The following is a 22,094-nucleotide window of genomic DNA, read 5'->3' on the forward strand; positions in this document are numbered from 1 at the left end:
CTACCTATGTCGAAAGTTTGAGTGTAATCTATAGATAAGAGACAGTGAAGGGGGGGAGTATATATAAAATTATTAATCAGATTATTATAAATATTGGCACCTATCTTGCTTTCTCTTCCTTTATAGAATAGATCCCCTTGTATTTTGAAGGGAGAAGGAGGAGGAATACATGAATAAACCTACATTAAAACGGTCATTAAAACCATGGCATGTCGTCATGCTAGGGCTTGGTTACATGACGCCCATGGTTGTATTCGATACGTTCGGTATTGCATCCGGTGAAACGGATGGTCATGTACCGCTTGCGTATGTAATTGCACTCGCTGCCATGCTGTTTACGGCCTTCAGTTACGGAAAAATGGTACGTGCATATCCGAGTGCTGGTTCCGCTTATACGTACACACAAAAAACCATCAATCCCCACCTCGGCTTTCTTGTCGGCTGGGCCTCACTCCTGGATTATATTTTTCTTCCCATGGTTAACATTTTATTAATTCAAATCTATTTAACCGCCATTTTCCCGACTGTCCCTCCTTGGATTTGGGTTGTACTGTTCGTTTTATTTGTCACCTGGATAAATGTCAAAAGTGTAAAATCCGCCGCTGATCTTAATACGATTTTTGTCATTTATCAATTCATTGTTATGGCCGCTTTTGTCGCTCTCGCCGTGTGGGTGCTAAATGACACTCCCCCAGTAGAAGGCTCCGCGTGGGTGCATCCGTTTTACGCGTCAGACATGAGTATATCGCCATTAATAGCCGGTGCCACGGTATTATGTTTTTCTTTTTTAGGATTTGATGCGGTTACAACGTATTCTGAAGAGACGGATAATCCAATGCGAACCATTCCCCTCGCTATTTTTCTTACTGCATTAGTCGGGGGAGGGCTTTTCGTCTTTACTTCTTATTTTACGCAGGTGATTTTTCCGGATGTTTCGTCTTTCAAAAATCCGGATGCTACAGCACCTGAGATTGCCTTATTTGCCGGCGGCAAGCTATTTCAGCTCATATTCCTGGGAGCTTCATTCGTCGGTGCATTGGCTTCCGGCCTAGCGTCGCATGCTAGTGTCTCCCGACTTCTGTATGTTATGGGACGTGACAGTGTATTGCCGAACAAATTCTTCGGATATGTGCATCCACGCTGGAGGACGCCGGTATTCAATGTTATTATTACAGGTATTGTTTCCCTTGCAGCTATATTTTTCACGCTGGAAGCTGCTGCTTCATTCATTAACTTCGGTGCACTTATTGCTTTTACGTTCGTAAATCTGTCAGTGATTGTCCATTATGCTGTACGGAAGAAAGAGTACCGTACTCCAAAGGATTTCATATCGCATGTAGTTGTTCCGCTGATTGGTGCTGCCTTTGTCGCTGTCCTATGGTATCACCTTGAAGCTAATTCTTTTATGCTGGGTCTAGTCTGGGTTGCTATTGGCTTCTGCTATCTGGTTTACCTTACTCGAATGTTTAAAGTGAAACCGGCGGAAATACGGGAGACGGAAGATTTGCTAGAAGATGGAACCGATCAAAAACCGGCAAACGCATAAAGTGAAAAGAGTAAAGAGCCCGGTGTTCTTTACTCTTTTTTTGTAGAGATATTTGAATGATAAAATTAAAATGGTAGAATAGATAGTAATATACTGAAAATTCATTAAAAGGAGAGGTAGTTTGACTCGATTATTGGGCATTCAACCAATGGTACAACTGGTTGCCGACGCGATTTCTGCAGCGCTGAAAGTGGAGACAGAAATTGTAGATGAAGAAATGACAGTCGTAGCCGGGACAGGGAAATACCGTGAGAAAATTAATCAGAAAGAAGAAGGGGGCATACGGGAGGAAGGATATTTGTACGGGCGCGTGCTTATGCATAATCGCTGGTATGTAGTGGAGAATGCGCGGCAGGATCCAAAATATGACCCTTCCGTGCAGAATGGAAATACAGAAGAGTTTGCGGAAATCTGTTGTCCGATCCGCCAACAGGGACAGGCTATCGGTGTCATCGGATTAATCGCATTTACCCCGGAACAACGTCATCAACTGATGTCCAATCAAGAAAATATGCTTACCTTTTTGTTTCGAATGGCTGAACTTATTGAAAGTAAAATCTCTGAGATGCAGGCTATTCATCAGCTTGAACTTGCGACTCAAAATCTGGAAACGCTTATTGAATCAGTACATGAAGGCATTTTATCTATCGATCCTGCCGGGCGTATCACCCATTGCAATCGTACAGCTGAGCGCTTGATTAACCGCGACAAAAAACAACTCATTGGTCAACCGCTGGACTCTGTATGGCCCGGATCTCCGATGCTCGAAGTATTGACGACGGGGCAGGGCTATCAGGAAAAGGAAGAGATGTATTCATCGTCTTCTTCGCATATGCATTTTATTGTGAATGCTACACCCGTTACACTGAATGGCCGTTTAATGTCTGTTGTGGCTTCGTTTCGGCGGATGTCCGACGCTCGCCGCCTCGCATATTCACTGACGGGCGGAGACGCCGCTTCCTCTTTTGCAGGAATTAAGGGGGAAAGCGATGTAATCCAAGTAATCAAACGACAGGCAGCACAGGTCGCACAGAGCCATTCGAGTATCCTCATAACAGGGGAAAGCGGCACAGGAAAAGGCCTATTTGCGATGGCGATTCATTCACATAGCCCCCGTAATGAAGGTCCGTTCATTACCGTTAACTGCGGAGCAATACCTGAAACGTTGCTTGAGAGTGAGCTGTTTGGCTATACGAGGGGTGCCTTTACTGGAGCCAATCGTGAAGGCAAAGCGGGCAAGTTTGAATTAGCCAACGGCGGCACTATTTTTCTTGACGAAATCGGAGATATTCCTCTTCATCTTCAGGTCAAGCTGCTACATGTACTTCAGTATAAACAAGTACAGAGAGTAGGGAGTGAGAAGTCTACTCCGATCGATATTCGGGTGATTGCCGCTACGAACCGTAATCTAGAGCAGATGGTAGAGGATGGCGAGTTTCGTTCCGATTTGTATTTTCGCTTGAATGTAATACCCCTCTATATTCCTCCGCTCCGCGAACGAAAAGAAGACATTCCTGTATTGATGCAGTATTTTCTGCATAAGCATGCCAATTTGCTCGGACGAAATATTGTCGGTTATTCGCCAGAGGCGCAGGAATTATTCCAGCATTATCCCTGGCCAGGGAATGTTCGCGAGCTAGAAAATGCCGTTGAATATGCTGTTAATATGGAGACGCAACCGGTTATCGGTAAAGAAAGTGTACCTCAGCGTGTTCTGCCCGCGGAAACCATCGAATGCCGCTCATTTTCATTGAAAGAGCGTATTGCCCAGTTTGAGAGAACTGTGCTTGAAGGAATGCTGAAACAATACGGAACCTCAGTGCAAGCCAAACGAAGAATTGCAGAAGAATTAGATATTAGTCTTGCTACCTTATACCGAAAATTGGAGGAAACTGTTTTTCTTAAAAATGAGAAGTCATCCTGATTTTTGAGAAATATGCAGAGAGCGATTTGTTAAGAAAGCGGATACACATATTGCAATATAAAAAATGAGTAGAAATTTCTCATATTTGAGAAAGAGTCTGTTGTCATACATTTTATAGTATAGCAAAGAACCGGGGCTTTCCCGGTTTTTTCTTTTGGCATGAAGATTGCTTTAATTTACAAGTAAGTCAAAAAATTTGCAAAAAAAGGGTGGTAGAATGAGAAAAACGAATCAAGAGACTTTACAAGCGGCAGAGGAAATTCTTAATTTTATTGAAAAGAAAAATCTACAGCCAGAAGAACAACGCAAAATTGTTGATGATTCTATCTACAATTTCACTAACTTTGTAACGGAAGCGATTCTGAAGCACCGTAAATCCGTCTCTACTGATTTCTCGGTAGTAGAATGGGAGGGCGAAGGTGCAGTATTCCGTGATACGAAAGGTGATGAATATATCGATTGCCTCGGTGGCTACGGCGTCTATCTGCTCGGACACCGTCATCCGAAAGTCGTGAATGCGGTAAAATCGCAAATCGACCGCTACGCATTACACAGCCAAGAGTTAGTCGATCCACTGCGCGGATATTTATCCAAACTGGTTGCCTATATTACGCCGGGTGATTTGCAGCACACATACTTGGTGAACTGCGGTACAGAAGCAAACGAAATGGCACTAAAGCTGGCTCGACTGTCTACTGGGAAGAAATGGTTCATCTCAACGGAAAAAGGATTTCACGGCAAAACGTTCGGATCGCTGTCGGCGTCGGGTAAAGCAGCTTTTCGTGAGCCGTACCATCCGCTTGTGCCGGGATTCCAGCATGTGAAGTATGGAGATGCAGATGCAGTTGAAGCGGCAATTTATAACTTAATCAGCGTAGGTGAGACGGTAGCGGGTGTTATCGTGGAACCGATCCAGGGCGAAGGCGGGGTCAATGTACCGCCGGCAGATTATTTCCCTCGTCTGCGTGAGATTTGTGATAAATATGAGTGCTTGCTCATTGTCGATGAGGTACAGACTGGTATGGGACGGACGGGAAAAATGTTCGGCATGGATCACTTCAATGTTGTACCAGATATCATGACACTTGGCAAAGCGTTCGGCGGTGGTGTTATGCCGATTGCCGCTATGGTAGCCAAGCGTAAGCATTGGGGCAAGATGGAGGAGAATCCATTCCTGCTCGGTTCCTCTACGTTCGGTGGAAACCCGCTCTGCTGCTCTGCTGCTATCGCTGGTATTAAAACGATTATCGAAGAAGAAATTCCACGCCAGGCTGCTGAGAAAGGGGACTATATCTTAAAACGTCTCCGTGAAATCCAAAGTCAATTCCCGGATATGCTGAAAGAGGTGCGTGGTGTAGGTCTTCTTATTGGTATGGAATTCTCCACTAACGAGATTGGCTACGAATTGGCTAAACAATTGTTCGGTGAGAAAATCCTAGTTGGTGGTACGCTCAATAATGCGACCGTTATCCGCATCGAGCCACCTGCAGTTATTTCGTACGAACAAATTGATACGGTGTTGAATGCAATCGAACGCAATCTTGGTGCACTCGCTAAGGAGAAAGTCAGTCTATTAAACAAATAACGGAACAGAAAAACCCCGAAACGGCTTGTCCGGGACGGGGTTTTTCAAAGGTTTTCCTGTATATTAAACCAGAAGAAGGAGGAGACGTATGGGTACGAAACGAGTGACTGAGGCGTCTGAAGCAGTACAAACGACGCGATTGAGCAGAATGTACATCGACGGAAAATGGATGGATAGTCTGTCGAAAAAAACGAGGGATGTGCTAAATCCGGCCACGGGAGAATGTATTGGCACGGTCGCGGAAGGGGGCGCGGAAGAAGCGGAGATGGCAATCCGTGCCGCACGCCGCGCATTTGATGAAGATGGCTGGCCGGAGCGGCATGCGCGCGAGCGAGCGGAACTGCTGCATCGAGTAGCGGATTTGCTTGAAGAGAATGCAGAACAGTTTGCGGTGCTTGATACGTTAAACAACGGAAAACCTTTACGTGAGTCCCGATATGACGCAGAAGATGCGGCGAATCAATTCCGCTATTTCGCTGGACTGGCTACTAAGCCTAAAGGTCAAACATATGATGTGCCGGATGATATGCAGGCGATGGTTGTCCGTGAGCCAATTGGTGTGGTTAGCCAAATTATTCCATGGAACTATCCGCTTGTTATGGCTACACAAAAAATTGCTCCAGCACTGGCTGCCGGTTGTACGCTTGTCATCAAGCCGGCCGAGCAGACCCCGCTATCACTTATCCGTCTGTTTGAGCTATTAGACGAAGCGGGATTGCCGGCTGGGGTTGCCAATCTGGTATTGGGAGCAGGAGAGACGGTTGGAGCGGTAATGTCGCGCCATCCGTTGGTGGATAAAGTGGCATTTACCGGCGGAACGGATACCGGTATCGCCATTATGAAAGCTGCAGCGGACACTGTGAAAAAAGTCGGGCTGGAGCTGGGCGGAAAATCCCCGAATATCGTGTTTGCGGATGCGGATTTCGAAACGGCGGTCGACTATGCGTTATTTGGCATTTTCTCTAATCAGGGACAAGTATGCTCAGCTGGTTCGCGTTTGTTGCTTGAAAAGACGATATATGACCGGTTCATCGCTGAATTAGCAGAGCGAGCACAGCAGATTACGGTTGGTCCAGGCATGGATGAAAGTACGGAAATGGGTCCGCTTATCTCCGAAGAACAGATGAATCGTGTACTCAGTTACATTGAAATCGGTAAGAAAGAAGGAGCTTCTTTACTCTGCGGAGGATATCGTCTGACAGAAAATGGACTTGAGCATGGCTTTTTCATCGCACCAACCATTTTTACTGATACAAAGCCGGATATGCGCATCGTACAAGAAGAAATCTTCGGTCCTGTGCTTGTTATCCAGACATTTGAAACGGAAGAAGAAGCGATTCGCTTGGCGAACGGCACAAGATACGGGCTGGCTGGGGCAGTATTTACTTCAGATGGTGCAAAAGCTCAACGTGTCATTCGGAAGCTTCGAGCGGGGATTACCTGGATTAACACCTACCATCCGACGTTTAATGAAGCGCCGTGGGGCGGCTATAAGCAGAGCGGTATCGGACGGGAGCTGGGTACGTACGGCTTCGAAGAATACCTGGAGACGAAGCAGATTAATGTAAATCTTAACGTGCAGCCAAGCGGATGGTTTCAAAAGAAATAGGCATAACAAAACCCGCACGCAGAAAATACCGTGCGGGTTTTGTTATCCGTGGTTGTAAGGTATTGTCTTTATTCCCATGGTTTTTTGGTGGTCAAAAACTCTGCAAGACGTCGACTTTCTTCCCGACGCATTTTCCGCATTTGTGAACGCTGTGCCGCGCGTTCGTGCAGCTTTTTTTCTTCCTCGGTTTCCGGAAGGATACCAGGAACCGGGACCGGTTTTTTGTTTGCGTCAAGCGCCACGAATGTCAGAAATGCCGTAGCGGCGATTCTACGTTCACCGGTATATAGGTCTTCTGAAATAATTTTAACGAAGACTTCCATTGAGCTTGTTCCTGTCGATATAACGAATGATTCGACACAGACGGAATCACTCGGATTAATCGGATAAAGAAAATCTACTGAGTCGGTAGACGCTGTTACGACCGGTACGCGTGCATGACGAGTTGCAGATAACGCGGCTACATCATCGATATAGGCCATGAGCTTTCCGCCGAACATTGTACCGTGTTGATTCGTATCTGGTGGCAGTACCATGCTTGTTTTGACCACACGAGAATCTTTCACCGCTTTTTTTTCCATATTTATCGCACTCCTGTTTCGTAAGAAGTAATAATGCTTGTCATACTTGGCAAAGTTTTCTCATCTATTATACTACCCGGATTCGTACGGTAAAACGGGGATACGATAAGTTTATGTTTTGCGACTTTTCGGTTTTGCATTAATTTTTTAAGTTAAGTGTTATATTTTTTAGTTGACTGTTATATACACTTATACGCTAAAATCAACGTTGTAACGAACGATTGCATAACACTTAACCATTGAATGTGGGTGAAGTGTTATATCACTTATGTAAAAAGACAATATACAAATTGAGGAAAAGGCAGGAGGATTATAAGATGGCACAACAAGGAACTGAGCGTGTAAAACGTGGAATGGCAGAAATGCAAAAAGGTGGCGTCATCATGGACGTCGTAAATGCGGAGCAAGCACGCATTGCAGAAGCAGCGGGTGCGGTAGCTGTTATGGCTCTTGAACGCGTACCGGCTGACATTCGTGCAGCGGGTGGCGTGGCACGTATGGCTGACCCGACTATCGTGGAAGAAGTAATGGCGGCGGTGTCTATTCCAGTTATGGCAAAAGCACGTATCGGTCACTTCGTAGAAGCAAAGGTATTGGAAGCTCTTGGTGTAGATTATATTGATGAATCTGAAGTGCTGACACCAGCAGACGAAGTATTCCATATTAATAAAGGCGATTTTACAGTGCCGTTTGTATGTGGTGCACGTGACCTCGGTGAAGCGCTTCGCCGTATCGGCGAAGGTGCGTCCATGATTCGAACAAAAGGGGAGCCGGGTACAGGAAACATCGTAGAAGCGGTTCGTCACCAACGTATGATGCAAAGCCAAATCCGCAAAATCGCTAGTATGTCCACAGACGAATTAATGGCGGAAGCTAAAGCGATCGGTGCTCCGTATGAGCTGTTAAAGCAAGTACACGAGACAGGAAAACTCCCAGTTGTTAACTTTGCTGCAGGTGGTGTAGCGACACCAGCAGATGCGGCACTTATGATGCACCTTGGCTCAGACGGCGTATTCGTAGGCTCAGGTATCTTTAAGTCCGACAACCCAGAACGCTTTGCCCGCGCGATTGTAGAGGCGACAACACACTATGAAGATTACGCGCTAATCGGTAACCTGTCCAAAAATCTTGGCAGTGCAATGAAAGGCATAGATGTTACATCTCTGCTCGAAAACGAGCGCATGGCTGTACGGGGCTGGTAATCCATGAAAATCGGAGTACTGGCACTGCAAGGTGCCGTAGCAGAACATATACATCTGCTCCAGCAGGCTGGGGCAGATGCGGTCGCGGTGAAGCGGGTCGAGCAGTTGGATGAACTGGATGGTCTTGTTCTTCCCGGCGGCGAGAGTACTGCCATCGGTAAGTTGATGAAAAAGTATGGCTTCGATGTAGCATTACAAGAGTTCTCGGCTCAGAAAAAGCCTTTGTTCGGCACATGTGCTGGCCTGATTATTCTAGCAGGTGAAATCGAGGGGCAAGATTGGACGCATCTCGGTTTAATGGATATGAAGGTAGCCCGTAACGCATTCGGTCGTCAGCGGGAAAGCTTTGAGTTTGACTTACCAATCCCAGGCGTGGCCGAGGATTTCCGCGCGGTGTTTATTCGAGCGCCGCTTATTCGAGAAGTAGGAGATGACGTGGATATTCTTGCGCGTTACAAAGATGAGATTGTAGCAGCACGTCAAGGTCATTTGCTGTGTGCCTCCTTCCATCCTGAATTGACAGATGATAGTCGGATGCACGCCTATTTTCTGGAAATAGTGAAAGAGTACCGTTCCCAAACGGCAGTTGGTACGATATAACACATAATAACAGAAAGGAGAACGGCATATATGCTGTTCTCCTTTTTTAATCGATAAGAAAGTATGCGCCGTTACAAAGTGTGAAAGTGCTATATACTTTCTTTTGACCGTGCCATTTGAAAAACTTGCAAAGACCGACAACTGTCTCCTTCAAGAAATACCCAGATGTTTTGTCGGTCCGTCTAAAATGACACAAAACAGCCGTTTGGCTTCTTTGTGGACAAAGGACGAGCGAAGGGACCCGTGAGTTTTTCTTATTTATACAATTGGAGCTTTTCGGTAGGCGGCGGTCGCTTTAATAAATGATTGGGTCGCCTTGCCTAGTTCTTTGATTCCTTCTTCAATTTCTTTCTCATTCAAATACGAGAAGCTCAGCCTTAGAAAATGATGCTTTGATTCGATCGGATAGCATGCAGCACCCGGAAGAAATGTAATCTGATAATTTCTGGCGTAGCCAAGGAAGTCTTCCGTGTCGATCTGCACGGGTAATGCAAGCCACAAATTGACCCCGCCCTGCGGTATCAGCCAGTTTACGTCCTTTGGCATATGAACAGATAGGAGATCGATCATCAGATCACGGCGGAGCTGCAGAGCGATACGCAGCTTTTTCACGTGATTGCGCATCCGATCCGAATGCAGCAGGGGAAGGACGGCTTTCTGTGTCAACATTGGACTGCCAAGGTCGGTATTGCCTTTTGCAGCAACCAGTCGATGAAAAACCGTTCCTGAAGCGGCCAGTACGCCTACACGGCAGCCGGGAGCGAGAATTTTGCTAAGGCCTTTCAAATAAATAACATGGCCGAGCGAATCCATACTCTTTAGTGACGGCGGCGGTTGTTTTCCGAAATGAATCTCGCTCCACGGATCATCTTCAAGAACAAGGCATTGCGTTTCATAAGCAATATCAAGCAGTTGACGTCGCCGCTGTGCACTCATCACTGTGCCTGTCGGATTTTGAAACGTAGGCATCGTATAGATGAGTTTCGGCTTATATTTTTCGCAAAGTGCTGCCAGCATATCGACACGCATACCGTGTTCGTCAACCGGAACCGGGAGGATCGTAGCACCCCGCCAGCGGAATACATCGATGGCTGCCGGATATGTCGGAGCTTCGGTAAACACAATGTCTCCAGGCCCAACGAATGTCCGTGCCACCAGATCGATGCCTTGCTGCGTACCATTTGTAACAAGAATTTCATCGGAGGTCGTGCTGATTTTACTCTCCCGCAGATAACCCGCGAGTTCGGTGCGCAGTACAGGGTCTCCTTGCACATCGCCGTATGTGGATAAAATACGTGGTTCCTGGGAGAGTATGCGTTGAATTTCTTTCTCCAAATATCGGTTTGGCAGAAGACCTGGGTCAATTGTCGACGAGAAAAATTCAAATCGGGCGGATAGCTGATAATAACGCGAAAATTGCGCACGTGGAAGATAATCGGGAACAGAGAGTTGCCAGTCATATGGAGATTCTTGCCTATCTGTTGTTCCGCCTTGCTTGTTCTTCTGCACAAAAGTTCCTTTACCTTGAATCCGTTCAATGAATCCATCTTGTTCAAGTTCATTATAGGCTTGAACGACTGTCATCAAGCTAACCCCGATTTGCTTTGATAGGATACGCACAGAAGGAAGCCGCGTGCCTTCCTCCAGCAAGTTCGATTGAATGCGGTCCACAACAGCCTGATAAATCTGCCGGGCAAGCGGTACCGGGAGCTGACGATTTACTTCGATTTGCATCATGCCTTCTCCTTCGTATAGAAAGTGGGTTACGTTCCTCGAGTGTTATGAAAAGAGCAACTGTTATAATAAAAACGCACGAATTTTTAATAAATTAAGTATAACACAATAACACTGTATTAGAAAGAAAACCAATTTATTTTGAATATATGTGCAGGAAGCCGCATACCTTGAAAACTGGTTAACCAAATGGGGGTGATGATGCAAAGATTTAATTATAAAATATTTGGGTAGTATGTTTTTTGGAGATGAATCCGAGAAATTATAGTGCAAAAAAGGAAGTCGGGACTATGACAAATCTTACACATATATTGCAAAAACAAAAGACAACTGAAATGGAAATCAAGAAATATAGACGATTGCAAGAACAACGCTTTGAATTGCTTCAATTACGGGACGAATTGCAGATTAAGCCGGATGCAGAGGATATGAAGTTTCTCCAATCACTTAATGAGAGCATTGCTAATATAGAACAGCGAATTGCATCAGCGAAGCGTACGTTATCGATACGCCGCACCGGTAAAAGATAAATAAAATCACATCTACCGATTATCACCCTTGAAATAAAATAAGTGTTGAGTGATTTGATTGTAATGGTTATAATTAATTAGCAAACGAAGGAAAGAGCATGTTCGTATGCTCTTTTTTTCGTGCTGCATAAAAAAGGGGGATAGATAGATTGGATAAAAAACAAAAACAATTGCTTCTGGCATTATGTTATACAGTGTTATTTTCGGTAATGAACGGCACGATGTTCAATGTGGCTCTTCCGGAAATTGCGCGAGACTTCGGGCTGCTGCCTTCACAAGTTAGCTGGGTAGTCGTAGGGTATGGCATGGTGTTTGCTATCGGCTCGATTACATATGGTAAATTAGCTGATTTATTTCCTGTCAGAAGGCTTGTCACCATTGGCCTTTCGATTTTTTCGCTGGGTTCTGTGCTCGGTTTTTTTGCGTCTGCATACTGGCTTGTCATCATGGCGCGTATCGTTCAAGCCAGTGGGGCGGCAGCTATACCTGCGCTTGGTATGATTGTAGCTACTAAGTATTTTCCGGCGGAGAGGCGCGGCTATGTGCTGGGGTATATCGCATCGACAGTAGCATTCGGTACCGGTATTGGACCGATGCTAGGAGGTATGATTACACAATGGTTCGGTTGGAGCGTTCTGTTTTTATTCTCAGTAACGAGCCTGCTGGCGCTTCCTATATTACATCGTGCTTTGCCGGTGGAACAGATGACAAAAGGATCATTTGATACGATGGGAGCCCTTCTGTTCGGTGCAGGAATTGCGTCTCTTCTTCTTGGTATTAATGCTAATTTGATGATTGCTGGGCTGGCCGTTGTGTTTTTCGTGCTGTTTGGAATGCATATCCGGCGCACGCAAGCTCCATTTATCCAGGTGAGCCTGCTTGCCAATGGTCCATATCGATTGCTGCTTTTGCTTGGCATGATGATTTTCTTTGCGATGATGTCATCTTTTTTCATTTTGCCGTTGTTATTGGAAGAGGTGAATGGTCTTAAGGCCGGTGTGATTGGCCTCGTACTGTTTCCCGGTTCGATGATGGCTGCTCTGCTCGGCTCTCGTATCGGACGCTTGAGCGATAAATACGGTAGTGCAGTCATTATCAAGTGGGCTTCTCTTAGTATGGCTTTGGGTTTTGTCGCGCTTTCTACGTTTATCGGGATATCCCCGGTAGGGATTGCATGTATGCTAGTTGTTGTATATCTTGGATTCTCCAGCATTCAGTCCGCGCTCGCAAGTTTTGTGTCGCGTCCGCTTGAACGGAAAGAAATCGGTGTCGGCATGGGTCTGTATAATTTGACGACTTTTATGGGGAGCGCATTCGGTCCAGCCCTTGTGAGCCGATTTTTAGAGATGCACACGGGTCATTGGAATCTATTGAATGGAACAGCGTTCGATTCCTACAGTAATGCGTATTTGATTCTTGCTGTCGTCTGCCTAGGAGCTCTTGTCGTACTTGCGCTGGTACAAATACGTTTATCGAAAGAAGCGCAACTACCTGCACAGCAGTATGAAAGCATATAATCATGCATGGGCGAAAGAAGTTTTTCGCCCGTTTTTTTGTGATAAATGAAAATGGAAAATTTACAGATTTTACAGGTTTTGCATGATATAATGAATATCATTATTTGTTAACATCGATTGAAAAAACTGAAGTGAAGAGGAAGAAATTATGGAGCAAACACATTCCTTTCGGGAGAAGATGCGTCAGCTGCTGATTATTTTGCTACCGGTGCTTGTCACCCAGCTCGCGATGTATGCAATGAACTTTTTCGATACGATTATGTCTGGACACGCGAGCCCGAATGATTTGGCTGGTGTAGCTATCGGCTCCAGCCTTTGGATGCCTGTATATACTGGCCTTAGTGGAATTATGCTGGCTGTGACCCCGATTATTGCGCAGCTCGCAGGCGCGAGAAAAACGCAGCAGATGCCGTTCACAGTATTACAGGGTGTGTATCTTGGATTGGCTCTGGCGCTATTGGTTATTATTGGCGGTTCATTTGCACTTTCGCCAATACTTGACAGGATGGAATTAGAGCCGCTTGTGCGTAACATTGCCCACGATTTTCTTATTGCTATTAGTTATGGCATCGTACCACTATTCGTATCGATGGTGCTACGTTGTTTTATCGATGCGCTTGGCTACACGCGCATAACGATGATTATTACGCTCACATCGCTGCCAATTAATGTAGTGTTGAACTATATGCTCATTTTTGGAAAGTTTGGATTCCCGCAATTGGGCGGAGTTGGTGCGGGATATGCGACTGCTGTAACATACTGGTGCATTGCGTTGTTCAGCATATATGTCATTCACCGTGTTCAACCGTTTGCCGGATATAAAGTGTTTCAACGCTTTTATCCGATTTCGTTTGCAACCTGGAAAGAGCAGCTTACAATTGGTGTGCCGATCGGGTTTTCTATTTTTTTTGAGACTAGCATTTTTGCAGCGGTTACGCTTTTAATGAGTGGTTTTAGCACAGTGACCATTGCAGCTCATCAGGCGGCGATGAATTTTGCCTCTTTACTATATATGGTTCCAATGAGTATCGCTATGGCACTTACTATCGCGGTTGGGTTTGAAGTGGGGGCGCAGCGCTTTAAGGATGCAAGACAGTACAGCTATTTGGGTATTAGCATGGCCATATGTATGTCGCTTGTTTGCGCAGTCTTGCTGTTTATCTTCAATGAACAGGTAGCAAAGCTGTATACAACAGATATTGAGGTGCTTGATCTTACGAAGCAATTCCTCATATACGCTGTTTTCTTTCAGTTGTCTGATGCTGTGGCGGCTCCGATTCAAGGCACGTTACGGGGATATAAGGATGTCAATATTGTATTTATTATCGCATTTATCTCCTATTGGGTTCTTGGATTGCCTATAGGCTATGCGTTAGCCAACTATACAGAATTGGGCGCGTTTGGGTATTGGGTTGGACTAATTACAGGGCTGTTATTTGGGGCGATCGGGCTTGCAGTGCGGCTTTTCCGGATACAGAAACGTTTCCAGAAGGTTCGTGAACAGAGCTGTGCATAGAAGGTAAAACGTATTACAATTTGTCTTTTTAGTGTTCATACGATATAATTTACATGTTAAGAACATAAATTTCCATTTGATTGCCTTCCTTGAGTTATGTTGACAGTTGTTAGCATGCAATTCGACAACGTTTTCCCAATATATTTCATAAATAAAGAATCTAATTCACGGAGAGGGGTATGCGTATGGACAGCATTCAAGGAAATTATCGAGTAATAGACGGCAGCGGGAAATTATATCTAGAAAACAATGAAGTCGTCTCCTTAACTGTAGGCAAGGCGATTAAAATTCTGCATCCAGAGCATGGTTGGCTGCAGGGAATTTACCAGGGAAGCGGCGAAGTCGTATATCCACAAGGCACGTATACATTAAAAGAAGGCGACGTCATTCGCATCTTAAAGTAAGACTGTATAAAAACGGTCCTTTCTCTTATATAAGAGGAAGGACCGTTTTTGGATACATTTTATCCCACCTGTTGATTAGCCATAAGTTTTCAGATTCCTAGAAATTGCTTCGCGATTGACCGCCATCCACATTAAGTGTGGCGCCGACAACCCAGGACGCTTTTTCGGATGCAAGAAATACTACCACATTTGCTATTTCCTCCACTGTTCCAAAACGCCCAGCCGGGATTTCGCTTTCTACAAATTGCTTGATTTTATCGGGATTCTCTTCCAGCCGCTTTTGCCAGTTACCGGTTGGATGGAGAATTGAGCCAGGGGCAACACCGTTGACCCGAATGCCATAGGGGATCGCCTCGTCGGCTAATGCTTTTGTAAAGCTGATGAGTGCTGCTTTCGCCGCATTATAGGTAGGCTTTCCACCAGCCTCACGACCATAAATGGAGCTAATATTTATGATATTACCCGTACCTTTATCTTTCATTAATGATACGACCTGCTTACTCAGATCAATCGCAGGATACAAATTCATATCCATTGCGACTTCGAACAAGCGTACATCCGTATCAAGAATAGCTCCACCATTGCTGCCACCCACGTTATTTATGAGTATATCAATGGTTCCGAACTTCTCTACAACCTGACGTACCACACCCGCACGCTCGTCCGGCTTAGTCAAATCCGCGGGAATGGCGAATGCGCCGATTTCATGTGCTGCTTCATCTAGTTCTTCTTTGCCTCTAGCAGTCACAACGACATTTGCTCCTTCATCGTGAAATGCTTTAGCAATTGCGCGCCCGATTCCTTTAGAGCCTCCCGTCACAAGAACAATTTTATTTTGCAAACCTAAGTCCATTGTGTCACACCTTTCTTATGTAGATAACAGGATGATGCTTAATGTTAATTCAATTTCATCATACCATAACAAAACAGATGCATAATTATTATATACATCTGATTTGATACATCGAAAAATTCTTATGGTGAGAGGTAAGAAAAGAATGAAAAAATCAGAGGTTGGAAAAAGACACGTTTGCCTTTCTTTTGCTGGAGCGCAGGGCGCATCCACCCTCTTCTTTTTCTGAATCACCTACTTCCAACCACGCTACCCTGTCAAAATATCAAATTTATATAGATATATATAACGGATAGATATGTGCAGCACTCTTGATAAGGAGGGACAGCATGACGACTTATTCGGAAGAGAAGGAGGAAGAGTTTGCACGGCTAGCGGAATTGAGAGAACTACAAAAAATACGAATAGCTTGGGAACTATAATTTAAAGAACCGTCTTTCTGAGATAAAATACCAAGGGTGTTGATTATCCAGTACGATCCAGAGTGGATAGCCACCACACCGTGCCCCAAACGGGCGGCGGTTCGTCTCCCGCACAGAAGCGTAGAGGACCACTTTTTGCCCTGACCAGGCGGGACCGACGCGAAGAGGGAGACAGTTGCGGTCCTCTTTCGCCTGGCCAGGACAATCGCTCAGGAAGGGAGACGAAAGGCCTTGTTTGTGTCCCTTCTTTGCAAGGAAAAGACGAGGGAACACGCCGACGCGTGCATCTTATTTCTTCCGATATATGGATAATCAACAGGTGTGGTAAAATAAAACGATATAAAATTAAGTTTACTATAAATGTATTATGTAACTTAAAGAATGTAGCATTGTACACAGGTAACAAGTGTGATTAGAATTGAAGATAATTCAATGGAAACTTAAAGTTACTTCATAGGGAGATAGTAAGAATATAAAGAGGAATATATGGAGTAGGCTGGTTTCACGGTTCCCGTAAATGAAACAAGGAAGACATTATGATTACCGGAATTTTTCTGGCAGTCTGAAAAATTGTAAAATGCTATAAATCCTTCTGAATTCATATTATAATGGAAGCACTACCGCAACGAAACGAGGTGCTTACCTTTTGACAAACCTTTCACCCCCGCTGAAAGCTTTATTACAGACATGTGCTACAACGAAAAAGATAAAAAAAGACACATATCTGTTTCATCAGGGAGAGCTTGCGAATTCCATGTATATCATTCTTGCGGGACGGGTTCAGATCGGGAAGACCGATGCGGAAGGAAAAGAGTTAACGCTACGTATATGCCAGAAGAACGATATTGTCGGAGAGTTGATTCTATTTGCCGATCATCCGAAATACGTTTTTAGCGCAAAATGCCTTGAAAACGGTGAGGTAGGCGTTATAAACCGGGAAACGTTTGAGAAAAAGTTGCTGGAAAATAAGGATGTGGCGTTTGAATTCATGAAATGGATGAGTGACCATTTCCGACGCACACAGACAAAGTTCCGAGATTTGGTGCTCAACGGGAAGAAGGGTGCGCTATATTCTACGTTGATTCGCATGGCCAACAGCTATGGCATTAAGACAAAGGAAGGAATCCTAATCGATTTATCGATTTCGAATCGTGAGCTCGCCAACTTCTGCGGTTCAACCCGAGAGAACATTAACCGTACATTGCAAGAGTTACGGACGCAGGACATTCTATCATTGAAAGAGCAGAAAATCATTATCCATGATCTGAAACGCTTGAAGGAACTAAATCATTGTGATGATTGCTCGGTAAACATATGTAATATCGATTAAATGCAAAAAGCCTTCTCGAATAGGGAGAAGGCTTTTTGTTTTTTGTATATTTTATTTTTGCGAAAGAGCTTCTTTCTGAAGCAAAAGTCCGTATGTATCTGGACGGCGGTCACGCATGAATTGGAGCAGGTTACGCGCAAAATCGATTTCTGATTTGTCGATTTCCTGAATTAAAATACCTTCCTCATCATCCAATGATTGCAAAATGTTTCCTAGTGGGTTACTAACAAAGCTTCCGCCATAAAATGTCATATCCTTTTCCTGTCCAACCCGGTTTACTGCGGCAATGAACACGCCATTAGAAATACCATGGGCAGAAATCGCCTTTTCCCAGGAATATCGGGTGGAGAGTTCTGGATGATCCGGCTCAGAGCCAATAGCGGATGGATAGAATAAAATCTCCGCTCCTTGAAGAGCCAGAATGCGAGCGACTTCAGGGAACCATTCATCCCAGCAGATTCCGATACCGATTTTTCCATAGCGTGTTTCATACACAGGGTACCCTGTGTTTCCTGGAGTAAAATAATATTTTTCATGATATTGAGGTCCATCAGGGATATGGTTTTTACGTGTTGTACCAAGATAAGAGCCATCTGCATCATATACGGCAGCACTATTAAAGTACAATCCGCGTCCCGCTTTTTCATAGAAAGGTACGATAAGAACGACTTCTAGCTCCTGTGCCAGTTGGCTCATCGTTTGCAGTGTAGGATTGTCTATCGGCTCGGCCTGCTCATACCCTTTCACGCAGACGGTTTGTGCGACATACTGAGCATTAAATAGTTCTTGAAGGCAAATGATTTGCGCACCTTGTGCAGCCGTTTCTCTAATTTTTTCGATGTGATATTGTACATTATCAGGGATGTTTTCCCCGCATTTTCCTTGAATTAATCCAATTGTAACCTTTTCGTTCATTGTATAGTTCCTCCTAAATGATAGTAGTTGTATAAATTTACGAGGAAGCCGCAGGATTTTCGACTTTCGTAAAGGAATCTTCTGCTTCGTTAAAATTAAAATTCGGTGGTTTTTGAGTGAATCCTTTTGTTAAAAACAATAGATACACAATTCCAAGACCAACCCAGATACTTCCTAAAATGATGGATTTTTTATCAAGGCTTGTCCACAGCCAAATCGTAAAGCTCGTTCCAGCTAATGGCAACAATACATATAGAAGCATTCCTTTTATTCCGCGTTGTCGGTTACGAATATAGTAGTGAAAAATAACCGAGATGTTAACGAAGGCGAATGCTACCAACGCGCCAAAGTTAATAAAAGATGCTGCTGTCACTAAATCAACGGTCAGGGCCGAGAGTGAAAACGCTCCAATGAGCAGAATATTACGGTTCGGCGTTTTATATCTCGGATGAATATAGCCAAACAATTTTTTTGGTAACACGGATTCACGCCCCATAGCAAACAGCAGGCGGGCTGCACTAGCATGGGAGGACATTCCTGACGCAATCGTTGATGTAATTACTCCGGCAAGAAAAATAGAGCCGAAAACGGGACCACCGATATAAGCGGCAATTTCAAAAGAGGCTGAATCGATATCTTTAAAGGAAGCAAAGTCCGGATATGCGATGTGCGCGATATATGAAACGAAAATGAAAAGCAATCCGCCGATAAATGCGACGAGAAAAATAGCTTTCGGAACGGTTTTCTCAGGCGCAATGGTTTCTTCTGAAAGTGTGGTTACGGCATCGAATCCTAAAAAGGAAAGACAAAGAATCGAAGCGCCGGCCAGCACAAAAGAGTAGGAAACCTCAGGATTGTAAAAAGGTAATGCCGACAAAAATGTTCCCATGCCCATCCCTTTAGCAACCCCTTTCAAAGCAAGTACTACAAAAAGGATGGTAACGAGAAATTGGAATAAAACAAGTACCGCGTTTACTTTAGCCGTCATTTGAATACCGATGATATTAATCGCCGTAATCACAGCGATGAAACCGATAATCCATACCCATGATGGAACGGCCGGAAAAGCGGCTGATAAAAAGATACCGGCCAACAAGAAATTAATCATGGGCAAAAACAAATAATCCAGCAATACAGCCCACCCGACGAGAAAGCCGAGATGCGAATTAATCGATTTTTGGGTATACGTATAAGCTGAGCCTGAAACAGGATATGCTTTCACCATTTTTCCATAACTATAAGCAGTGAACAGCATAGCTAACAGCGCGAAAGCGTACGCCGCCGGTACCATTCCATGTGTCGTCTGTGCCGCAACTCCGTACGTATTAAACACTGTCATTGGAGCCATATAGGCAAGGCCGAGCACTATGAGCGGCATGAGTGTCAATGTCCGACGAAAATGGGAGGCTTGTGTGTTGTTCATACGAATCCCCACCATGGTTGATTAGCTTTCATGTAAAACCTCCTCTTTACTTCTTGATGTATTTCTCTTTGTATATTTCTATAAGAGCAAAAATAATGCCAAATCAAAATTTACTGTAAAATAAGGGCTTTTGCGATTATAATAAACAAAAGTAATGAAAAAATTCATCGGTTTAGGGCAAGGAAAATGAAAGATTTTCGTTTGTATATGCTTTTAAAGTCTTTTAAAAGTTAAACAATGAAAAAAATCATCTGATGATTTTTTTCATTGTTTAGAAATAACAGGAGGCTACAGATGATTCATAAGCTGAAAGTACAAGATAATTGGATACTTCATACGGTAACTGAAGAAAGTGACAGCATGTTTAGCAATCCTCAAATAGATTTGTTGCATTCCTGCTTTAATGGAGAAGAAGTTGAATTTATTACTAGCATGACAAAAAAGAAGATAGAATCTCTGGAAAAGCATGGTATACTCCAGATTGAAATTTTACCCATTCAAGTTTTTCTTGCTAAGGCGGACGAAAAAACATTCATTGCCTTATCCATGCTTAAAAAACAGGTAGAAAATACAGGAGAAAAAGAAGAACTGGATGTAGAAACGTTCATTGCCCGTTCGGCAAAGATGAAAGAGGTTATGGAGATTGTAAAAAAAATATCGTACGTTGACTCATCCATTCTTCTTCTAGGCAAATCAGGTGTTGGCAAAAGCATGATTGCCAAGCTCATTCATAAATATAGCACCCGTGCAAAACGAAACTTTATCTCTATAAACTGCGGAGCAATCCCAGAGGCACTGATGGAAGCCGAACTGTTTGGGTATACACACGGAAGTTTTACGGGAGGGCAAAGAGGAGGAAAAAAAGGGATTTTTGAATCCGCAGATGAGGGCACGGTATTCTTAGATGAAGTGGGGGAGCTACCGCTTAATCTACAGGTCAAATTGTTGGAGGTATTGCAGGAGAATTGTATCCGACCTATTGGAGAAACCAAGCTTATCCCTGTTAACGTCCGTGTTATTGCAGCTACGAATCAAAATTTGCTGGAGCTTGTGCAGCAGAAGAAATTCCGTGAGGATTTATATTATCGGCTTCATGTTGTTCCGATTGAAATCCCTCCATTATGTGACAGAATCGACGATATCCCCCATTTGACACGCCATTTTTTAAAGCAGAAAATCAATAAATACGGAATCTTTAAGACGTTTCATCCTGAGGTTGAAGAAGTGTTTAAAAGATACGAATGGCCAGGGAACGTAAGAGAGTTAGAAAATATTATCGAAAGGCTATTTATCACAACCGAAGAAAATGAAATTCAGCTTACACATCTGCCGTCATTTTTTCATTCTTTGAGCGAAAATGCTTCTTCCTGTTATGATAAAGAAAGTGACATTATACCCTTAAAGAAAGCAAAGAAAATGCTGGAAAAAGAATTGATTGTAAAAGCGTATGACTTATATAAAAGTACGTACAAAGCAGCAAGAGCATTGCAAGTCGATCAATCGACCATTGTAAAGAAATTAAAAGAATTTCGCGAAGAAGGAAGGTAATCCATATGGTGACGATTGCGCTAGCACAGCTGAAAGGCGTATTATTCAATAAAAATCTAAATGTACACCGCATCTTAGCAACGATTCAAACATGCAAAGAAAAAAACGTGGATTATGTGTTATTTCCTGAATTGTTTTTGACCGGTTTTTTTATTCAACATGAAATTGAAGCATTGGCTGAACCGGTAGACGGAGAAAGCATCCGAATCATTCAGGAGAAAGTAAAAGAAACAGGAGTGGGCACGATTCTGGGCTTTGCAGAACGTTATGAAAACCGCTATTACAACTCAGCGGTATTTATTGAAAAAGACGGGAGCATTAAAGGGGTATACCGAAAAATTCATTTGTTTGATAAGGAAAAGGAGTTTTTCACACCTGGAGAGGAATTTCCTGTTTTTCATACGGAAGTTGGAAATATTGCTCTCATGATGACATTCGATGTAGAGTTTCCTGAAATGTCTCGAATTTATGCGATGCACGGAGTAGAATTAATTATGGTTTTAAATGCCCATAACGTTCCATATCAGCCGCATCAAGGTATTTTTCTACAAGCGCGTGCCCTGGAAAATCAAGTGTTCATGGCAGCGACCAATAAAGTAGGGCTTGAGGGAAGTACACTGTTTTTTGGAGAAAGTGCAGTAATTTCTCCAGAGGGGCACTTTATAGAAAAGGGCGGAAATAACGAGGAAATAATTATAGCATCCATTCAGTTATCAGACGTGTATAAAGTAAGAGAAGAACAATTAATGAAGTATTTAGAGAATAGAAAAGGCGAGTTATATAGTAAGCATGGACTTGTTTAAAGGTAAATACATATTTGTCCGAATGGATGTTCTGCTATAAAATAAAATATAA

General features: G+C 43.8%; 20 protein-coding genes. 14 read left to right on the forward strand and 6 right to left on the reverse strand.

The window, feature by feature from the left end:
- The first annotated feature begins 169 nt into the window (after window positions 1-169).
- The 4 genes from AF333_RS15980 (at window position 170) to AF333_RS15995 (ending at window position 6,664) form a co-directional block, all read left to right on the forward strand.
- Window positions 170-1,546: an APC family permease gene (locus tag AF333_RS15980; RefSeq protein WP_043063474.1), complete on the forward strand. Its 1,377-nt coding sequence runs from the start codon at window positions 170-172 to the stop codon at window positions 1,544-1,546.
- Window positions 1,547-1,667: 121 nt separating this feature from the next.
- A complete protein-coding gene (locus tag AF333_RS15985; RefSeq protein ID WP_043063473.1) occupies window positions 1,668-3,470 on the forward strand; it encodes a sigma-54-dependent Fis family transcriptional regulator in 1,803 nt (600 codons plus the stop codon).
- Window positions 3,471-3,687: 217 nt separating this feature from the next.
- Window positions 3,688-5,055, forward strand: a complete 1,368-nt coding sequence (locus tag AF333_RS15990; protein WP_043063472.1) for a putrescine aminotransferase — start codon at window positions 3,688-3,690, stop codon at window positions 5,053-5,055.
- An 88-nt stretch (window positions 5,056-5,143) separates the two neighbouring features.
- On the forward strand, window positions 5,144-6,664 hold the full coding sequence (locus AF333_RS15995) for an aldehyde dehydrogenase family protein (RefSeq protein ID WP_043063471.1): 1,521 nt from the start codon (window positions 5,144-5,146) through the stop codon (window positions 6,662-6,664).
- Between the two features lie 68 nt (window positions 6,665-6,732).
- Here AF333_RS15995 and AF333_RS16000 read toward each other — a convergent pair whose 3' ends face one another.
- Window positions 6,733-7,245: an acyl-CoA thioesterase gene (locus tag AF333_RS16000; RefSeq protein WP_043063470.1), complete on the reverse strand. Its 513-nt coding sequence runs from the start codon at window positions 7,243-7,245 to the stop codon at window positions 6,733-6,735.
- Between the two features lie 317 nt (window positions 7,246-7,562).
- Here AF333_RS16000 and pdxS point away from each other — a divergent pair, with 317 nt between their 5' ends.
- Complete coding sequence (gene pdxS, locus AF333_RS16005; protein ID WP_043063469.1) at window positions 7,563-8,447, forward strand: pyridoxal 5'-phosphate synthase lyase subunit PdxS; 885 nt, start codon at window positions 7,563-7,565, stop codon at window positions 8,445-8,447.
- Between the two features lie 3 nt (window positions 8,448-8,450).
- The gene (pdxT, locus tag AF333_RS16010; protein WP_043063468.1) at window positions 8,451-9,047 is read left to right on the forward strand and encodes a pyridoxal 5'-phosphate synthase glutaminase subunit PdxT; all 597 of its coding nucleotides are present in this window, start codon (window positions 8,451-8,453) and stop codon (window positions 9,045-9,047) included.
- A 258-nt stretch (window positions 9,048-9,305) separates the two neighbouring features.
- On the opposite strand, the gene pdxR is transcribed toward pdxT, so the two are convergent.
- The gene (gene pdxR, locus AF333_RS16015) at window positions 9,306-10,781 is read right to left on the reverse strand and encodes a MocR-like pyridoxine biosynthesis transcription factor PdxR (RefSeq protein ID WP_043063467.1); all 1,476 of its coding nucleotides are present in this window, start codon (window positions 10,779-10,781) and stop codon (window positions 9,306-9,308) included.
- A 335-nt stretch (window positions 10,782-11,116) separates the two neighbouring features.
- Here pdxR and AF333_RS16020 point away from each other — a divergent pair, with 335 nt between their 5' ends.
- The 4 genes from AF333_RS16020 to AF333_RS16035 all read left to right on the forward strand — a co-directional run bounded on the left by AF333_RS16020 (window position 11,117) and on the right by AF333_RS16035 (window position 14,748).
- The gene (locus AF333_RS16020; RefSeq protein ID WP_235496508.1) at window positions 11,117-11,311 is read left to right on the forward strand and encodes a hypothetical protein; all 195 of its coding nucleotides are present in this window, start codon (window positions 11,117-11,119) and stop codon (window positions 11,309-11,311) included.
- Window positions 11,312-11,460: 149 nt separating this feature from the next.
- Window positions 11,461-12,828, forward strand: a complete 1,368-nt coding sequence (locus AF333_RS16025) for an MFS transporter (RefSeq protein WP_052520402.1) — start codon at window positions 11,461-11,463, stop codon at window positions 12,826-12,828.
- Between the two features lie 148 nt (window positions 12,829-12,976).
- Entirely contained in the window at window positions 12,977-14,344 is a 1,368-nt protein-coding gene (locus AF333_RS16030; RefSeq protein WP_043063464.1) for an MATE family efflux transporter, read from the forward strand.
- 185 nt (window positions 14,345-14,529) lie between these two features.
- A complete protein-coding gene (locus tag AF333_RS16035) occupies window positions 14,530-14,748 on the forward strand; it encodes a hypothetical protein (RefSeq protein WP_043063463.1) in 219 nt (72 codons plus the stop codon).
- Between the two features lie 97 nt (window positions 14,749-14,845).
- On the opposite strand, the gene AF333_RS16040 is transcribed toward AF333_RS16035, so the two are convergent.
- The gene (locus AF333_RS16040; protein WP_043063462.1) at window positions 14,846-15,601 is read right to left on the reverse strand and encodes an SDR family NAD(P)-dependent oxidoreductase; all 756 of its coding nucleotides are present in this window, start codon (window positions 15,599-15,601) and stop codon (window positions 14,846-14,848) included.
- Window positions 15,602-15,704: 103 nt separating this feature from the next.
- Here AF333_RS16040 and AF333_RS36850 point away from each other — a divergent pair, with 103 nt between their 5' ends.
- Window positions 15,705-15,830 (forward strand): hypothetical protein, encoded by a 126-nt coding sequence (locus tag AF333_RS36850; RefSeq protein ID WP_268753623.1) that lies wholly within the window; start codon window positions 15,705-15,707, stop codon window positions 15,828-15,830.
- 187 nt (window positions 15,831-16,017) lie between these two features.
- Here the strand turns inward: AF333_RS36850 and AF333_RS35455 are convergent, their stop codons facing one another.
- A complete protein-coding gene (locus tag AF333_RS35455) occupies window positions 16,018-16,296 on the reverse strand; it encodes a hypothetical protein (protein WP_235496509.1) in 279 nt (92 codons plus the stop codon).
- Window positions 16,297-16,669: 373 nt separating this feature from the next.
- Here AF333_RS35455 and AF333_RS16045 point away from each other — a divergent pair, with 373 nt between their 5' ends.
- The gene (locus AF333_RS16045; RefSeq protein ID WP_043063461.1) at window positions 16,670-17,353 is read left to right on the forward strand and encodes a Crp/Fnr family transcriptional regulator; all 684 of its coding nucleotides are present in this window, start codon (window positions 16,670-16,672) and stop codon (window positions 17,351-17,353) included.
- Between the two features lie 51 nt (window positions 17,354-17,404).
- Here AF333_RS16045 and AF333_RS16050 read toward each other — a convergent pair whose 3' ends face one another.
- Window positions 17,405-18,268 (reverse strand): carbon-nitrogen hydrolase, encoded by an 864-nt coding sequence (locus AF333_RS16050; RefSeq protein ID WP_043063460.1) that lies wholly within the window; start codon window positions 18,266-18,268, stop codon window positions 17,405-17,407.
- 37 nt (window positions 18,269-18,305) lie between these two features.
- Window positions 18,306-19,691 carry an APC family permease gene (locus tag AF333_RS16055; RefSeq protein ID WP_043063497.1) on the reverse strand — a complete coding sequence of 462 codons (1,386 nt, stop codon included), beginning with the start codon at window positions 19,689-19,691 and terminating at the stop codon, window positions 18,306-18,308.
- Between the two features lie 294 nt (window positions 19,692-19,985).
- Between AF333_RS16055 and AF333_RS16060 the strand changes: the two genes are divergently transcribed.
- The gene (locus tag AF333_RS16060; RefSeq protein ID WP_052811674.1) at window positions 19,986-21,239 is read left to right on the forward strand and encodes a sigma-54 interaction domain-containing protein; all 1,254 of its coding nucleotides are present in this window, start codon (window positions 19,986-19,988) and stop codon (window positions 21,237-21,239) included.
- A gap of 5 nt (window positions 21,240-21,244) precedes the next feature.
- Window positions 21,245-22,042 carry a carbon-nitrogen hydrolase family protein gene (locus AF333_RS16065; protein WP_043063459.1) on the forward strand — a complete coding sequence of 266 codons (798 nt, stop codon included), beginning with the start codon at window positions 21,245-21,247 and terminating at the stop codon, window positions 22,040-22,042.
- Window positions 22,043-22,094 lie beyond the last annotated feature (52 nt).

The sequence above is a fragment of the Aneurinibacillus migulanus genome (assembly GCF_001274715.1).
Lineage (GTDB): Bacteria > Bacillota > Bacilli > Aneurinibacillales > Aneurinibacillaceae > Aneurinibacillus > Aneurinibacillus migulanus.